Origin of the sequence: Arthrobacter sp. NyZ413, from assembly GCF_049390645.1 — a bacterium.
GTDB lineage: Bacteria > Actinomycetota > Actinomycetes > Actinomycetales > Micrococcaceae > Arthrobacter.
Map to the genome: position 1 here is coordinate 411,305 of NZ_CP155434.1, position 15,975 is coordinate 427,279.

The window sequence follows — 15,975 nt, forward strand, 5'->3', positions numbered from 1 at the left end:
TGAAGCGGCCTGCCATTCCCCGGCAGGTTTGTCGGCCTCGTCACATGGAGCTGGCGACGCGGGAATTCCTGGGCGACGCGCGAATGGACTGGCGCACCTGGTATTCCTCTAGCGCCAGTCCATTTCCGCGTCGAAAGTCCGATTCCGCGTCGTCAGACCGCAGCGCCCGCCAAGAGCGCTGCCTGTCCGTCGTGCTTGAGGTAGCCGCGCTGGATGGTGATTTGGTCGGCGATGTACTTGGCGTCATGCCATACGCCCCAAATGAAGCTCGATCCGCGTCGCGATTGCCAGGGCAGGCCGAGGAAGTAGACGCCGGGCTCGGTGGAGACGCCGCGCTGTTGCAGTGGCCTGCCCTTCTCGTCGAAGGCGTCGATGTCGAGCCAGTTGTAGTCGACGGCGAAACCGGTGGCCCAGACGATCGAGGTGATTCCTGCTTCGGCGAGGTCCAGTTCGAGGGTGGGGTTCGTCAGGCATTCCGGGTCCGGTCGCATGAGCCAGGCTTCGGGTTCTTCCGGCAGGCCGAGGCCGTTGCGTTCGATGTAGGCGTCGGCCTCGTCCAGGAGTGCGAGGTAGTGGGCATCGCCGCGTGCAATGTTGTCGCGCAGGTCCTGGGCGAAGTGCATGGTTCCCTGCTCGAAGGAAGCCGTCCGGCCGAGCAGCCTGATCCCGTCCTCGGCGAGCGCTCGGAAGTCGACGGTATGGCCGCCGTCGGCTCCGCTCACCGCGATGGTGACGTGTTCGGCGCCTTCGGCGGGCGCCGAGGCGTCCCACTTGCCGAGCACTCCGAGCCACCAGCAGAAGTCGTGGCCGCGGTAGCTCCGCGGCGGGCGGTCGTGCGGCCCGACGGAGAGGAATACTTGCCGGCCCGAGCGTTGGATTTCGGCGGCTATCTGAACGCCGGAGGATCCGGCGCCGACTACCAGGACGGCGCCTTCGGGCAGCTGGCCGGGGTTGCGGTAGCTGCTGGAGTGCAGCTGCGCGAGCCCTTCGATTTCGGGTACGACGGCGGGAATCACCGGCCGCTGGAACGGCCCCGTGGCTGCCACGACGTAGCGGGCGTTGTAATCCCCGTCCGACGTCTCCACACGGAAGCCGGGGGCTCCGGCGTTGCGGCGGACGGACTTCACTTCCACGCCGCATCGGATGGGGGCGGAGATCTTCTCTGCGTAGGCCGCGAAGTAGTCGGCCACTTGCTCCTTCGAGGCGAAGGTGTCCGGTTCCAGTGCGGTGAATTCAAGGCCCGGGAAGCGGTCATGCCAAGCTGGTCCGTTGGCTACCAGGGAGTCCCAGCGCCCGGAACGCCAGCGTTCGGCGATGCGGTCGCGTTCCAGCACGACGTGCGGTATGCCGCGTTCACCGAGGTGTTCGCTCATCGCGACCCCGGCTTGTCCGGCGCCGACCACCAGGACTTCGATCTCTTGGATTGGCATGTCAATCTCCTTTTTCGTGAAAGTTCGTGTTCAATCTCGTTGCGCCTCAGCCCAGCCCGGCGAGGCTGCTGGGGGAGAGCGCTTGGTTCAATATCTGTTCGTCCAGCAGGCCGCGTTCCGTGGCGAGGCCGGCGACCGTCCGCTTGCTGGCTAGGGCTTCCTTCGCGAGTTCGGCGGCCGCCGCGTAGCCGATGATCGGTGCGAGGCCGGTGACCACGCTGACCGATTCGAGGATGCGTTGCTGGAGGACGGCGGTATTTGCCGTGATGCCGTCGACGCAGTGGGTACGCAATTGGCGGCACGCCGCGGTCAGCCAGGCAAGCGATTCGAAGAGGGCATCGGCTACCACGGGTTCGAAGGCGTTGAGTTGGAGCTGTCCGGCTTCGACGGCCATGGTCACCGTCGCGTCTGTCCCTACTACCCGGAAGGCGACTTGATTGACCATTTCCGGGATGACGGGGTTGACCTTGCCCGGCATGATGGATGATCCGGCTTGGACTGCCGGGAGGAAGATCTCGCCGAATCCGGTTTGCGGCCCGGAGGAGAGGAGCCTCAAATCGTTGCAGATCTTGGAAAGTTTGACGGCTGCCCTCTTCAAGACGCCGGAGACGAGGAGGAACACCCCGGTATCGCTGGTTGCTTCAACGAGGTTGGCGGCGGAGACGAGTTGCAGGCCGGTGAGGGCGTTGAGCTCCTCTATCACCAGGCTGCGGTAGCCCGGTGGGGCGGTGATGCCTGTGCCGATGGCGGTTGCGCCGAGGTTGGATTCCCGCAAGTGGGGCAGGAGTTCCAGGAGCCGGTTCCGGTCTTCGCTCAGGGTCTCGGCGAACGCCCCGAATTCCTGGCCGAGTGTCATGGGGACGGCGTCCTGCAATTGGGTCCGTCCCACTTTGACGATCCCCGCGAACTCGGTGGCTTTCGCGGCGAATGCGTTGCTGAGCTGCTCGTGCTCGGCGCACAGGAGGGCAAGTTCGCGCTGCAGGGCCACTTTGATGGCTGTGGGATAGGTGTCGTTGGTGGATTGGCTGCGGTTGACGTCGTCAATGGGGTGCAGGAACGCGTAGTCGCCTTTGTTGTGGCCCAGCAGTTCCAGGGCGCGGTTGGCGATGACTTCGTTCGCGTTCATGTTGGTGCTGGTTCCCGCGCCGCCTTGGATCCGGTCCACGATGAAGTGTTCGTCGAGGAGTCCATCCATGACTTCGCGGGCGGCAGCCTGGATGGCCGCTGAACGCTCAGGCTCCAGGAGCCCGAGCTTTTCGTTGGATCGGGCGGCTGCGCATTTGATGGCGCCGAAACCCCAAAGCAGGGAGCGGAGGCTGCCGATGGTGCGTCCGCTCACGGGAAAGTTCTCGACGGCGCGCAAGGTGCTGATGCCCCAATACGCTTCGGCCGGGACTTCCCTGTCCCCGAGGCTGTCATGCTCCACGCGGACGGGGCCGGCCGGTGGTGGCTCGAGATGTGTCATGGTCTGTTCCTGATGGATGCGAAAGGAAAACGGAGTCAGGCGAAGTAGTCCAAGGCGGTCAGCGCCAGTGCGGCTGCGCCGTCGTGGATTGCACGGTTCGCAGCGTCTCCGACGCAGTGCGCCGCGAACTCGGCTTGGTGGTTCGCGGCGGGGAAGCACCCCAGGCCGATGTAGGGATGGATGGCCGGAACCACTTGGGAGACGTTGCCCATGTCTGTGGAGGCCCGGTTCATGGTTGCTTGTTCGGCCGGGGCATCGAACGTCCTGCCCAATGATTCCGCGTGCCTGACGTACAGTTCGAGCGCCCGCTCATCGGTCCGGAACTCGGAGTAGGGTTCGGACTCGGGAGTAATCGAGAGCTCGCAACCGGAGGCGAGTGCCCCGGCTTCAAAGCACCGGTAGATCCGCTCTTCCAGACTTTGCAGCTCGGCCAGCGATTCCGCCCGAACATACCAGCGCCCTTCGGTCTTCTCCGGAATGGCGTTCGGTGCTTCGCCGCCGCGGGTCTGGATCCCATGGACCCGGGTTCCGGAAGGCAATTGCTGCCGAAGCAGCCCTATGGCCACTTGCGCCACCACGAACGCATCGTTCGCGTTGACGCCTTGCTCGGGGTACGCGGCCGCGTGCGCCGACTTTCCGCTGAATTCAACGTGGCTGTGCGCAACCGCGTATGGCCGGGCTTCGGCGGAATCGACCGGGCTGGGGTGGGCCATCATGGCGAGGTCCAGTCCGTGGAAAGCGCCGCGCTTGAGCAACTCGATCTTCCCTCCGCCACCTTCCTCCGCGGGTGTCCCGTACACCTCGATAGTGAGGTCCCGCTCGTCGGCGAATGATGCCAGGGCGGCCGCAGCGCCGCAGGCGATGGCCGTGATGATGTTGTGCCCGCACGCGTGGCCGAGGTTCCGGAGGGCGTCGTACTCCGCCATGAGCCCGATCCTCCGGGATCCCGTTCCATAGACGGCGCGCAAGGCCGTGGGGAAGCCGAGGTAGGCAGTTTCCACCCGGAAGCCGAGGCCGGCCAGGTATTCCGCGGTCCACTGCGCCGCCGAATGTTCCTGCCAACCGACTTCGGGGTTCGCGTGGATTTCCTCCGAGAGCCGGACCAGGGCCGGTTGGTTGGAAACCACGGCCTCCAGCACGCGATCGCGGTCGCCGTCGGATTCAAACAGCAGGGGCGCGAGGTTTTCAGCGGTCATCGCCGGCCACCCCATAGCCCACCGATACCGCGGGGTCGAGTCCCCGGACAACGTAGTCGTTCCGCTGCGGAAGCCATACTTCGAGGAGCCGCTGAAGTTCCGCGATTGGCTCGTCATGCCAGTCCACGCGAAGGTCGGTGTCCCTCCAGCCGTGGCCGGAGACAACCGAGATGCCCGCGGATTTCACGGAACCCGCTTCGCCGCCGGCGGCTTCTCCAGCGATCAAGGCAGCCAGCAGCCGCTCTTCCAGTTCGCCGGTAGCGGCTTGGAATCCATCGCACATGGCCTGCGTGACGCCCGGGTTCGCCAGCATGTTTCCTGCAGCGACGCACCCAGTGCCTTGGCCCTCGGCAAAGGTGCCGAGCGTGTGCTCCCCGCTGAAAACCGCGGAATTGCCCCGGGAATCCAGCACCACGAGTTGGCGGTAGTCCGCCGAGGGAGTTTCGCTGACCACTTCGTTGAGTGCGGCCCGCGCGGCGGATCCTGCCTGGATACGGTCCAGGATCTTTGCCCCGAGCCTGGGATCGGTGATGTTTTGCGAACCCACCGCACCTACACCGTCGCGAAGGTGGACGCAGCGGGCGGCGACGGCGGGGGAGGAGGACGAGACGGCGATCCCGAACCGTCCCCGTCCGTCGGTAGCGGCGATGCTGAATGTCACTGCGCGCTCCCTGTGTTCGACAGGACCGCGGTGGCATCGATTTCCACGAGCCACTCGGGCCGGGCCAACGCCTGCACGACGATCCCGGTAGAGACAGGAAAGACTCCCTCAAGCCAACGGCCCATGGTGCGGTAGACGGTTTCACGGTAGCGCGGGTCCACCAGGTAGACCGTCACTTTGACGATGTCCTCCAGGCTGCTTCCGGCTTCCTTCAGCAACATGTCGATGTTTGCCATGGCGCGTTCGGTCTGGGCTTCCACATCACCGATTCCGATCGACTCGCGGGTTTCCAGGTCCTGCCCGATCTGCCCGCGGAGGTAGACAACTCCGTTCGCCACCACTGCCTGGCAGAGGTCATTGTCCAGGTTCTGCTCGGGGTAGGTGTCCTTCGTGTTGAAGGGACGGATGCGCTGGTGCTTCATGTGGCTGGAGCCTTTCGTTTCGGAATTGCCGTGTTTTCAGCTTCCCGCCACCCGGTTGAATCTGTCCAACAGTTGTTTCCGTAGAAGTGCATCTGAAAAACAGCTAAAGCGGCTATCATTGCGAACATGGATGTCACCCTGGCCCAATTGCGCTATTTCGTCGAAGCCGCCGCCCAGCTGTCCATGACAGGGGCGGCGCTCCGCCTGAACGTGGCCCAATCCGCCATCTCCGCGGCAGTTTCCCAGCTCGAGAAAAGCGTGGGTTCCCAGTTCTTCATCCGGCAACGTTCCAAGGGACTGCTGCTCACGCCCGCCGGAGAACTCTTCCTGCGCGACGCCCAAGCCGTGCTCGGGCAATTGGAGGAAGCGCTCGACCACGCGCGCGGCGAGCAGCGCAGCGTCGAAGGGCAAGTGCGGCTGGCCTGCTTCAGCACGCTCGCACCTTTCCTCTTGCCCGCGCTTTTGGGGCGCTTGCGTGCCGACCACCCGCGGCTCGAACTGGAAGTCACCGAGGCCGACGCCGAAGGGTGCTCGACGGCGTTGCTCACCGGCCGCGCGGACCTCGCCCTCTGCTACGACCTGGGGCTGCCCGAAGGCATCGCCGTCACGGCCGTGGACAGTGTCCGCCCCTACCTGGCCCTGCCGCCGGGCCACAAACTTGCCGGGCGCGACGAAGTGGCCCTGTCCGAGATGGGCGGGGAACCGTTCGTGTTGCTCGACCTGCCGCACTCGCGGGAGCTGATGCTATCGATCCTGCGCGATGCGGGAGTTGAACCCGACGTGCGGTTCCGCTCCGCCAGCTACGAAACGGTCCGGACGTTCGTAGCCGGCGGCCACGGATACTCGATACTGCACCAGCGCCCGCGGCACGGGTTGACGTACGACGGCGGGCACGTCGCCGCCGTCGGGATCAAGGACGGCGTTCCGGAACTCAGCATTGTGCTCGCCCGGCTCCGCACCCAACGGCCCACTGCACGGATGCGTGCAGTCGCGCAAGCCGTGCGCCACCACAAAGCAGCCACGCAGCAGCCGGGCGGGGCGCTACCCGGCTGAACGGGACAAGCGAGCCAGGATCCGTTCCATCAAATGCCGTTGCCGGGAGCCGGTCACCGCATCCGGATCCAGCATCGATGTCACGTGCAGGCCCATCATGACGTTGAGCAGCTCATCCGCAACGGTGTCCGGATCCGCCAAAGGTTCGCATTCGCCGTCGTACTCCGCCTCGGCAAGGAAACCCAACATCAGACCGCGCCACTGCAGTAACGCGTCACGGCCCACGGAACGCAAGGCGTCCTCCGTCTGCGCCCGCTGCCAGAAGGACACCGCCACCCGCGCCTCAACCACCGTCAACGGGTCCGCCGGAATGATCTCCAGGCAGAGGCCCCGCAACGCCGCGATCCCCCGCCGGCCTTTCGTGCCGGCCGCGATCCGTTCGTTGGTGCGCTCGCAGATCAGCTGGTAGGAAGCCAAAAGCAGGGCGTCCTTGTTGGGAAAGTAGTGCGACAGGATGCCGGGCGCCGCGTAACCGCATTCCCGCGCGATATCGCGCATGCTGGCGTTTTCGATTCCCTGTTCCGCGATCAGCCGCCACGTGGTCTCGATGATCGAGCGGCGTCGCTCCTGGTGGTCTACCAAGCGCGGCATGATGCTCCTTAACTAGGTGGTGGGCTGTCCGTCACTCCGCCGTGTGCACCCTACCACCGCAGTGGTTCGACGCGGACGGCGGCACATTCAACGTGGGGTTCGCGTCGAAGAAGCCGTGCGGCTTGAGGGTGAAGCCGGTGGTGTCGACGGGCATGATGGGCCAGTCCTCCGGCCGCGGGAAGTGGGTCAGGCCGAAGGAATGCCAGACGACGAGGTCCTGGCCATCGATGTCGCGGTCCTGCTCGATGTAGGCGGGCAGGCCGGCGCCGCCCGGGTGCTGGTTGACGAAGTCGCCGGCCGCGTAGAGTTCGTCCTCCGCGTGCCGCGTAACCCACAGGTGGTGCCGGGCGAACGCGGCGCGCGACGCGATTGATGAGTCATCGGCCATCGCCAATGTGGGGCTGCCCTCGGGGTAGAGGGTGTAGCCGACGGGGTGGCCGAGCTGGTTCAGCGACCCGGGATTGCTGATGTGCCAGACGCGGCCCTTCAGGCCGTCGGCGTCGCGCACGGCCTCCGATTCGCGGGCGAGGACGGTGCGCTTTTGCGTGAACGCGTTGCCGTGCGGGTTTCCCGGTCCCTTCGGGAGCCGCACGAGGTCCAGTTCCTCGACGCGGTTCATGGCGCCGTCGAGCATCATGTCCAGGCGGGCGCTGAAAAGGTGCTGGTGGTACGGTGCGCCCAGCCCGGGCGCGATTTCCGAGGCGTACGCGTACCCCTTCTCCGGGAGGGCGGCGGTGAAGACGATCCCGGTGGCCTTCGCCTCGAACTCGATGGTGCCGTCCAGGTAGAGGTACCAGTAGAAGCCGTAATCGTAATTTCCCACGGTGGTGAAGAAACTCACCACGAGCCTGCGGTTGCGGCGGACCTCGTTGGAGCCCGCCCATTCGTCCGTGTGCTTCCAGAGGATCCCGGCGTCTTCCTCATGGATGCAGATGCCGTTGTGGATGGTGCGCGGATTGCCGAAGTCGTCGGCCACCACGGGTGACATATAGGTGATCTCGCCCAGGCAGTCGCAGCCGAGCTTGAGCGAGTTCGCGTCCCGGCCCACCAGGTATTCGCCGGAATCGAAGTAGTTTTGCCAGCTGCGGTACGGGGACGGGTCGCCGTAAGGGACCACCATTTCCGAGATCGACGCGCGGTGGATGAGCGGGCGCCGTCGCCCGTCGTGCGTGTGGTGGAGCTGCTGGAGCACCACGCCTTCGCGGGAGTCGAAGCCAATGCGCAGGTCCCAGCCGGCCCACGAGAGGTGGTTGCCTTCGAGGGTGAAGCTTGGACCTTCGGGCTGGGTGATCTCGATCGGCTTAAGGTCCGTCCGGTGTTCGCCGTGGATCGCCGGTTCCGTGTAGTTTCCGTTGATTTCAGGGACGGGCACGGGGCCGTCGTCGATCAGGTGGTTCACCCGGCGGTTTTCGATGTCGACGAAGGCAACCAAGCCATCGATCGGGTGCGCCCAGGCGTGGTCGCCGGGGTGGTCCTGGCGGAAGCCAAGGCCGCGGAGGAGGCGCTTGCCTTCTTCGTTTTCATACTCGAAGACGCCCGCGGACAGCGGCGCCACACGGACCTGGGCCGGGGTCAGGTTGCGGGCCGCGAGCGCGGCTTTCCACTGCGGATCGTCGGCCAGGATGCTTTCGATGATCCCGAATTCCTCGATCAGCACGGGCAATTGGCCGTCGACGGCGGGATCCAGTTCGCGCTGGCAGAGGACTTCCCCTGTGGTCAGGGACAGGCGGACGTCCAGCGACCGGGACAGGGCGGCGTCCCAGAGCATGGTGCGGACGATGCGGTCGGCGGGGACGGTGCCGGGCGCCGGCGCTGGTGCTGGTGCCGGTGCCGGTGCTGGTGCCGGTGCCGCAAAAACGGATTTAGGCGGTTCAACCAGCCCGAGGTAGGCGAAGCGGGTGGAATCCGCCACGAGCCCGGCGTCCGCAAGGATGCGGCGGGCTTCCTGGATTTCCCGGGCAGTGAGTTGTTCGAGCGGGTGCTGCGTCAGCGCGGCACGGAGGGGAGTCTCAATAGTCATGGCACTTCCTGAAGTCGGATTTTGGTGATACAACTGTTCAACCAACGCTTGATGTTATCCATTTCACAAGCCCGGAGTAAAGTCCTTGTTCCGAGGCCGGGCACCCAGGAGGACCATGGACCTGCAGCTACTGCCGCGCGCCGTCCGCGTGCCGGTGGCCGGCACCGCAGCGGCCCGGACGCCGGCCCGGATCGTCATCGCCGCCGCTGCCGTCAGCGGTATCGCCCACGCCTTGGCTGCCCTGGCTGCTGCTTCTTCTGGCGCTTCGGCCGCTTCGGACAGAGCGGCAGGCGCGATGGCTTGGGGGATGGCCGCCATGGGCGTTGTCTGCGTGGCCTGCGCGGTTCCGGCTGCTGCCCGGCCGCGCTGCGCGGCCAAGGCTGCCGGGCACCTCATGGCAATGAGCGCCGTGATGATCCTCGTGCATTTGGCGACCCTCACCATCCTCGCCCAGCCAAGCGCGGGGGCCGGAGCCCATCACGGCGTGGGCGTCGCTAGTCACGCGGGCGCGGATCACTCGGGCTACGCAGGCGCAGCGGGCCACGTGGGCCACGCCAGCACGATGCTCGGGCTCATGGGAGTGGAGTTCGCCTGCCTCATGGCCAGTTCGCTCGCGCTGCGCATGACTCATCGGGAGCGAAGCGCCGCCGCAAACCCACGTACGGCGACGTTTGCCGCCGTCGAACTCTGATTTTCCAGACCCAAACCCACCCTGACAGGAGCCACAATGACCACCACCACAGAGATTTCCTCCGACTGGCAAAGCCGGGCGGACGCACTGACCATCGACGGCAGGGCCTTCGTGGACGGCCGCCGCGTGGAAGGCGGTGATCGGTCTTCGCGCCCAACCACCAGTCCCGTCGACGGGCGCGTCCTGGCTGGATTGGCGGCTTGCCGACCCGCCGACGTCGATACCGCCGTCGCTGCCGCACGGCGCGCCTTCCCGGCTTGGTCGCGCAAGGGTGCGGCCGGACGGAAGGAGGTCCTCCTGGCACTGGCGGCGCTCTTGGAGCACCATGCCGCGGAACTCGCGCTCCTCGAGACGCTCGACAGCGGCAAGCCCATCCTGCAGACCACCACCGTGGACGTCCCGGGGGCCATTTCCACCCTGCGCTGGTACGCGGAGGCCATCGACAAGCAAAGCGGCGAACTGCCCGCCGTTCCGCCGGGCGCCACCGCGTTGGTGACGCGCGAACCGCTGGGTGTTGTGGCGGCAATCGTGCCCTGGAACTTCCCCCTCGAGATCGCGGTGTGGAAACTGGCGCCGGCGCTCGCCGCGGGCAATACCGTGGTGCTCAAACCGGCCGAACAGACGTCCCTGAGCGTTTTGCGGCTCGCGGAATTGGCTTCGGAAGCCGGATTGCCGGACGGTGTGCTGAATATTGTCACAGGCACGGGGCGCGAGATCGGGGCTGCGCTGGCGCACCACATGGACGTGGATGCGTTGGCGTTCACGGGGTCCACCGCCGTCTCCCGGACGCTGCTTGAGGCCTCGGGCCGGAGCAACCTCAAAAGGCTCAGCCTCGAAGCAGGCGGCAAGAGTTCCAACATCATTTTCGCAGACACCGCGGACCTCGCAGCGGCGGCCGCCAAGGCAGCGTTTGGTGCCTACTACAACCAGGGCCAGGTGTGTTCGGCCAATTCGCGCATCCTGGTCCAGCGCGAGGTCCACGATGAGTTCGCGGCGCTCCTCGCCGAGGCTGCAGCCGGCTACTCGCCGGCGGATCCGCTCGCCGGACTGGGCGGCAATGGTGCATTGATCAGTGCCGCACACGCGGACGACGTCGAAGGCTGGATTGTGCGCGGCCGCACCGAAGGCGAGGTGCTTTTCGGTGGCGCGCGGCGCGAGATCCGAGGCTCGGACGCCTATCTGGAACCGACCTTGCTCGGCGGGCTCCCGGCTGACCACGACGTCCACCGCGAGGAAATCTTCGGCCCGGTGGCCGTGCTCCACGCTTTCGACACGGAAGCCGAAGCGGTGGCCCTCGCGAATGCCACAGAGTATGGGCTCGCCGCGTCCGTCTGGACCTCCGATCTGTCCCGGGCGCATCGCGTGGCAGGGGATTTGCTCGCCGGAACCGTGTCCGTGAACACGGTGGACGCGCTGGGCAACACGACGCCGTTCGGCGGCTTCAAGCAGTCGGGCTTCGGCCGCGACTTGTCCTTGCACGCCTTCGACAACTACACCGCGCCCAAGACCACGTGGATCCAATTCGGCTAACTGGCGCCCAGGCGGAAACCGCATCAGGAGAAGCGATGAAGCACATCGCCATTCACTGTTTTACGTGATGCACTTCACAGGCCTACGGTTTTCATAAGCCCACGACGGCGGCCTTCCGCCCTTGCGTTGGAGCAACCCCCAGCAGCAGCAAAGGATCGATTCATGGATCAGCCATCACATTCAACGCGCTTGGCCCAAGAGCAAAGCAAACACCTGCAGAAATCCCTCGGCCGCTTCGACATCCTCTTGTTGGTGGTCGCCGCGGTTATCTCAGTGGAGGTCTTGGGACAGGTCTCCGGATTCGGCGGGGAAACCTTCACCTGGGCGCTCATCCTGGCAGTCACCTTCATGGTCCCTTACGGCCTCATCTTCGCCGAGACAGGCGGGGCCTTCACTGAAGAAGGGGGAGTGTACGTCTGGACGAAGATGGCCTACGGCCGCGTGGTCGCCGCCATCACGGCCCTCTTCACCTGGGTCACCCAGCCCGTGTGGGTGGGAGGCGCCATGGCCTTCGTCGCGGTCGAAACCTGGTCCGAATACGTGAGCCACGTGGACACCGGAAGCGTGGGCGACTACCTCTTCAAGCTCCTCTTCATCTGGATCACCGTGACCTCGGCAGTCATCAGCCTGAAGCATGGAAAATGGTTGCCGTCCCTGGGAGCCATCCTCAAGGTCGTTTTCCTGGCGTTCTTCATCATCGTCACGCTTATCTATGGCCTGCAGCACGGCTTCAACGGCTTGAGCCTTGGCTTCTTCACGCCGACGCTGGCAGGTTTCCTCGGTGTCACCCCGCTTTTGCTCTTCTCGTTCCTCGGATTCGAATCCGGCAACAGCGCGGCAGGCGAGATGAAGAACCCGGCCAAGGACGTCCCCATCTCGGTGGCCCGGTCCTCGATGATCGCGGCGGCAAGCTACCTCCTGCCGATCCTCGCCATCCTCCTGGTGGTTCCCCTGGACCAGATCAACGGCATCAGCGGGCTCTTCGGGGCCGTGTCCAAGGTGTATTCCGTCTTCGGTCCCGCAGCGCCGACCATGCTGGCAATCTCGGCGATCGTGTTCTGCTTCGTCCTCGTGTCCCAAGGCGCGGCATGGATGATCATCAGCGACCGGATGCAGGCAATGGCCGCGGCCGACGGTTCCTTCTTCGGCGGCTTCTTCGGCCGCTTCCACCCCAAGCTCGGGACCCCGATCCGCGTCAACACACTGTCCGGCGTCGTAGCCACGTTGTTCATGCTCGCGGCGATGCAGCTTAGCGGCACCAGCAGCGCCTTGTTCGGCGTCGTTTTGTCCATCGCCATCTCCACGTTCCTGCTGAGCTACCTCCTCGCGATGCCCGCCGCCGTCCGGCTGCGCCGCAAGTATCCGCTGGTGGAACGGCCCTTCAAGGTGCCGGTGTCGGATACCGGATTCCGGATCCTCGGGGCCATCTGCTTCGCGTGGATCCTGGTCGGTTCCTGGGTGGCGATCTTCCCGGGCACCCTGGAGAAGCTCTTCAACGTGGACTACGACTTCGAGGCCACCTGGGGTGTATCCCAAGTGACATTCGAGGCCTTCGCCCTGGGTACGCTCGGGTGCATCCTGGCCCTGGGGATCGTGGGCTACGTCCGCGGCAAGAAGGTCCGCGACGCCCCGCCAGCCGCCGACTCCGAGAGTTTGTGTACAGATCGCACCCCTCAAAACGCGTCTTAAGGGACCTTATCTGTACACAAACTCGCTAGGAAAGCGGTAGGCGTCAAACGTGAAGCGCCCGCTCCATGACGAAGTCGTGTTCCACGGAGCCACCCAACTGGAACGACTTCGTCCCCACCTTCCTGAACCCGTTCTTCTCGTAGAAACGGATGGCCTTGGCGTTCTGGTTGTTGACGCCGAGCCAGAGGCCGGCCGCCCCGGTGCCGGCCGCGTGCTCGATGGTGGCCTTCATGAGTTCCGCCGCGGCGCCGAGGCCATGGTGTTCCGGATGGACGTAGCACTTGCTGAGTTCCGTGGAGGGTTCCAGGGTCAGGGCTGACGCGACGTCCGGTTCCGACGTCGGGCGGGCAACGAGCATGCTGTAGCCACGGAGTTCCCCGCCGTCGTCGACGGCCAGGATGGCGATGTCCGCATCGGCGAGGTATTCAGCGAACTTTTCCGCGCTCAGCGTCCTGCGCAAGTGCTCGGCGATGTCCTCTTGCGTGGCGCCCGGCGGGCAAGCGAGCGGAAAGGTGACCGCGGCAAGCTCAGCCAGCCCTCCGGCGTCGTCCGCTGTTGCCAGGCGGATGGTGTGGCTGTGGCTCATACGGTCCCTCACGTTCCCTTGAGTTTGTGTACAAATCGCACCCTTTAAAAGCGTCTTAAGGGACCTTATCTGTACACAAACTCGCTAGGAAAGCGGGTAGGCGACAAAAGCGAAGCGGCTGCTGTCCGGTGACCAACTGTTGACGTTGATGGTGCCCTGGCCGCCGAAGAGTGGATACGTCCGTACGGGAGCCGACCAGTCCGACGTCGGGACCACCCGGACTTCCACCTCCAGGTCTTCGGGATGTCCGAGAGTCCCTGCCGGAAACGCGATATAGGTGGCCCATTGCGCGTCGGGGGACAGGTGCGGGAACCAGTCCACGGTGCCGCTCGCGGCGAGCCGTTCCGGTGCGCCGCCGCCGTCGGGGATCCTGGCCAATTGCGCGTGGCCGGGATCCCTGGTGAAGTGCTCCGTATTGAAGTAGATCCAGCGCCCGTCCGGCGACCATTCCGGTCCGTCGATGTGTCCGCCGCCGGTGTCAAGAACTGCGGAAGGGCCGTGCGGTTCCATGACCGCGAGCTTTCCGGCCTCGCTGAAGTCGCGCATCGCCACGTAGGCCAAGCGGGAACCGTCCGGAGACACCCCATGCAGGAAGTGCCACTGGTCCTCGTGCGTGACGCGTTCCACAGGACCACCCTTGAGGGCACCGCGATAGATCTGACCGTCCATCGCCGACATATAGATATGGATGCCGTCGGGATCGAGGACGTGGTCGTTGTTGATGTCCGGCAGTCCATCGAAATCGATCGGCACGAGGCCGTTCGCGGGGGTATCGACATCGAAACGCCACAGCCTGCCGTTGCCGTTCACCAGCAGGGACGATCCGTCGAGGGACCAGTTCGGCGCCTCAATGAGCATGTCCCTTGTTTCGAAGACGAGCCCGGGAGCGGCAGCGCCGGGTCCGCCGATCCAAACCTGCGAGCGTTGCCCGGGCCGGAGGACACGGTAGCCCATCAGGAACGTCCTCCCCGCTGGTCGAGCCAGCGCTTGCTGCGCAGCACGGCGTCAAGGGAGTCACCACGGAACATGTCCAGTCCTATGACGCGTGGAACGGAAGGATCAAGCGCGCCAAGGAAGTCGTCCCACGCGAGCTCGCCATCGCCAAGGGCCACCTGGTCCATATTGGTTCCTAGAAGCGGGCCGTCCTTCAAGTGCAGCCCGAAAATACGGTCGCCCAACGCCGACATCAGCTCGAGGACGTCCGCACCACCGATCGTTGCCCAGTTCGGGTCGAATTCGACGCCCACATTGGGAGCCACTTCGTCCATCAGGGCAAGCAGCGCCGGACGCCCGCCCACCAAGGTACGCACTTCGTCGTCGTGATTGTGGAAAGCGATCCGCATTCCGTGCGGCAAGACGGCTTCGGCCGCCCGGTTGACGTCGTCCGCGATCCGCAGGACGCCGTCGCGGTCCTGCCACCGCTCGGCGGGAAACATCGGCTGCATCAGGAGTTCGACGCCGGACTCGAGGGCGGCGTCGAGCGTCGCGCTCAACTGTTCCCCCACAATCTCGCCGTGCCCGGTGGGCGTTGTGATCCCGGTGCGTGCGAGGGCGGGGGCGAGCAGCGGTGCCGTTGCCGCTATCGCGAACGGCTCCACATGCTTGAACCCCGCATCGGCGAGGGTCCCGACCACCCGGTCCCAGCCGACGTCGTCGATTTCCTTTCGCAGGCTCCAGAGCTGGACCGAAATCACGAAAGTTCCTTGATGCGGATGTTCCGCCAGCGGCATTGAGCACCCTTGCCCCAGCGGGCTTCGCCGAACATTTCGTCGTTGTCGTGGACCTCGAGGGCGATGTGGCCGCGGTCGCCAAGGACGCCGAGGACCGCCTCGGGATCGTAGTTGGGCGAATCGAGCGTGGCGGTGTCCAGTTCGGCGATCTTGAGGCCGTTGATCCACGTGGTGATGACCGGCAGGGCGCCGACGCAGCGGATGGTGAGTTCGTTCCAATCGTCCCAGCGCCACACCTTCAGGAAGTCGTCGACGTCGGCCGCGTACCTCAGGCGGGCACGCTTCTCTTCCGTGACGGGTTCCACGGAGGTGGCCGGGTTGTCCGCCACCAGTCCGGTGGGCTGCCCGTTTTCGTCACGGACGACGTCGATCGCGAACGGAACTGCCGAGAAACTCGCCAGGCCGTTTCCGAAGAATCCGCCGATCCCGCCGGACGGGCGGTGGTCCACCAGGACCTGGAACCCCTCCCAACTGTCCCGCTGGCGGCGGATCATCACGCCCGTGTCCGCGGGCCAATCGGGGCGCATGTCCAGTTTCAGTTCGAAGTCCCCGAAGGCCTGGTCACTCACGAGGTAGCCGCCGTAGCCGCTGCCCGGAGTGTCTTGCTCGCCCACCAGCACGCCGTCTTCCACGTACCAGCGGGCCGGGTGCTTCTCGGGCTCGACGGGCCGCTGGATCCCCAGGCTGTCGAAGTGTTCCAGCAGTGAGGGGCCGCCGGGGTAGAGGTCACCGTAGACGCGCGGTGCGGCGTGCCACCCGGCCAGGCTTTCGCCGTCGAACAAGGGAACGAACGAGTCGGACTGGGGCATGGGCGGTTGCCTTTCGTGTCGGGTGGAGTTTGTGTACAGGTCACGCCCTAAAAACGGGTTTTAAGGGGTGTGACCTGTACACAAACTCCGGAGGGGGTGGGG

15 protein-coding genes are annotated in these 15,975 nt (G+C 65.4%); 4 read left to right on the forward strand and 11 right to left on the reverse strand.

The features are described from left to right. Positions 1 to 152 precede the first annotated feature (152 nt). From ABCW42_RS02010 to ABCW42_RS02030, 5 genes are read right to left on the reverse strand one after another with little or no spacing between them, the layout of a single operon-like run. Positions 153 to 1,430 carry a flavin-containing monooxygenase gene (locus ABCW42_RS02010; RefSeq protein WP_423183288.1) on the reverse strand — a complete coding sequence of 426 codons (1,278 nt, stop codon included), beginning with the start codon at positions 1,428 to 1,430 and terminating at the stop codon, positions 153 to 155. Positions 1,431 to 1,476: 46 nt separating this feature from the next. After that, on the reverse strand, positions 1,477 to 2,895 hold the full coding sequence (locus tag ABCW42_RS02015; RefSeq protein WP_423183289.1) for an aspartate ammonia-lyase: 1,419 nt from the start codon (positions 2,893 to 2,895) through the stop codon (positions 1,477 to 1,479). A gap of 35 nt (positions 2,896 to 2,930) precedes the next feature. Then, positions 2,931 to 4,091, reverse strand: coding sequence for an amidohydrolase (locus ABCW42_RS02020; protein ID WP_423183290.1), 1,161 nt, complete (start codon positions 4,089 to 4,091; stop codon positions 2,931 to 2,933). Continuing rightward, positions 4,081 to 4,752, reverse strand: coding sequence for a DUF1028 domain-containing protein (locus ABCW42_RS02025; RefSeq protein ID WP_423183291.1), 672 nt, complete (start codon positions 4,750 to 4,752; stop codon positions 4,081 to 4,083). The genes ABCW42_RS02020 and ABCW42_RS02025 overlap by 11 nt, the downstream gene beginning before the upstream one ends. After that, positions 4,749 to 5,174, reverse strand: coding sequence for a RidA family protein (locus ABCW42_RS02030; RefSeq protein ID WP_423183292.1), 426 nt, complete (start codon positions 5,172 to 5,174; stop codon positions 4,749 to 4,751). The genes ABCW42_RS02025 and ABCW42_RS02030 overlap by 4 nt, the downstream gene beginning before the upstream one ends. A 126-nt stretch (positions 5,175 to 5,300) precedes the next feature. On the opposite strand from ABCW42_RS02030, the gene ABCW42_RS02035 reads away from it, so the two are divergent. Continuing rightward, a complete protein-coding gene (locus tag ABCW42_RS02035; protein WP_423183293.1) occupies positions 5,301 to 6,227 on the forward strand; it encodes a LysR substrate-binding domain-containing protein in 927 nt (308 codons plus the stop codon). Here ABCW42_RS02035 and ABCW42_RS02040 read toward each other — a convergent pair. Both ABCW42_RS02040 and ABCW42_RS02045 read right to left on the reverse strand, forming a co-directional pair. Beyond that, positions 6,216 to 6,818 (reverse strand): TetR/AcrR family transcriptional regulator, encoded by a 603-nt coding sequence (locus tag ABCW42_RS02040; protein ID WP_423183294.1) that lies wholly within the window; start codon positions 6,816 to 6,818, stop codon positions 6,216 to 6,218. The two genes, ABCW42_RS02035 and ABCW42_RS02040, sit on opposite strands and share 12 nt — an antisense overlap. Positions 6,819 to 6,849: 31 nt before the next feature. Continuing rightward, complete coding sequence (locus ABCW42_RS02045) at positions 6,850 to 8,838, reverse strand: primary-amine oxidase (RefSeq protein WP_423183295.1); 1,989 nt, start codon at positions 8,836 to 8,838, stop codon at positions 6,850 to 6,852. A gap of 115 nt (positions 8,839 to 8,953) precedes the next feature. Here ABCW42_RS02045 and ABCW42_RS02050 point away from each other — a divergent pair, with 115 nt between their 5' ends. From ABCW42_RS02050 to ABCW42_RS02060, 3 genes are all read left to right on the forward strand, one after another. Further along, on the forward strand, positions 8,954 to 9,529 hold the full coding sequence (locus ABCW42_RS02050) for a hypothetical protein (protein ID WP_423183296.1): 576 nt from the start codon (positions 8,954 to 8,956) through the stop codon (positions 9,527 to 9,529). 36 nt (positions 9,530 to 9,565) lie between these two features. Beyond that, the gene (locus ABCW42_RS02055) at positions 9,566 to 11,059 is read left to right on the forward strand and encodes an aldehyde dehydrogenase family protein (protein WP_423183297.1); all 1,494 of its coding nucleotides are present in this window, start codon (positions 9,566 to 9,568) and stop codon (positions 11,057 to 11,059) included. A 162-nt stretch (positions 11,060 to 11,221) separates the two neighbouring features. Continuing rightward, on the forward strand, positions 11,222 to 12,748 hold the full coding sequence (locus ABCW42_RS02060; protein WP_423183298.1) for an APC family permease: 1,527 nt from the start codon (positions 11,222 to 11,224) through the stop codon (positions 12,746 to 12,748). Positions 12,749 to 12,791: 43 nt separating this feature from the next. Here the strand turns inward: ABCW42_RS02060 and ABCW42_RS02065 are convergent, their stop codons facing one another. From ABCW42_RS02065 to ABCW42_RS02080, 4 genes are all read right to left on the reverse strand, one after another. After that, positions 12,792 to 13,334 (reverse strand): GNAT family N-acetyltransferase, encoded by a 543-nt coding sequence (locus ABCW42_RS02065; protein WP_423183299.1) that lies wholly within the window; start codon positions 13,332 to 13,334, stop codon positions 12,792 to 12,794. Between the two features lie 84 nt (positions 13,335 to 13,418). Next, the gene (locus ABCW42_RS02070; RefSeq protein ID WP_423183300.1) at positions 13,419 to 14,288 is read right to left on the reverse strand and encodes a TolB family protein; all 870 of its coding nucleotides are present in this window, start codon (positions 14,286 to 14,288) and stop codon (positions 13,419 to 13,421) included. Continuing rightward, positions 14,288 to 15,028 (reverse strand): sugar phosphate isomerase/epimerase family protein, encoded by a 741-nt coding sequence (locus ABCW42_RS02075; RefSeq protein WP_423183301.1) that lies wholly within the window; start codon positions 15,026 to 15,028, stop codon positions 14,288 to 14,290. Before ABCW42_RS02075 ends, ABCW42_RS02070 begins: the two co-directional genes overlap by 1 nt. Next, on the reverse strand, positions 15,025 to 15,873 hold the full coding sequence (locus ABCW42_RS02080; RefSeq protein WP_423183302.1) for a 3-keto-disaccharide hydrolase: 849 nt from the start codon (positions 15,871 to 15,873) through the stop codon (positions 15,025 to 15,027). The genes ABCW42_RS02075 and ABCW42_RS02080 overlap by 4 nt, the downstream gene beginning before the upstream one ends. Positions 15,874 to 15,975 lie beyond the last annotated feature (102 nt).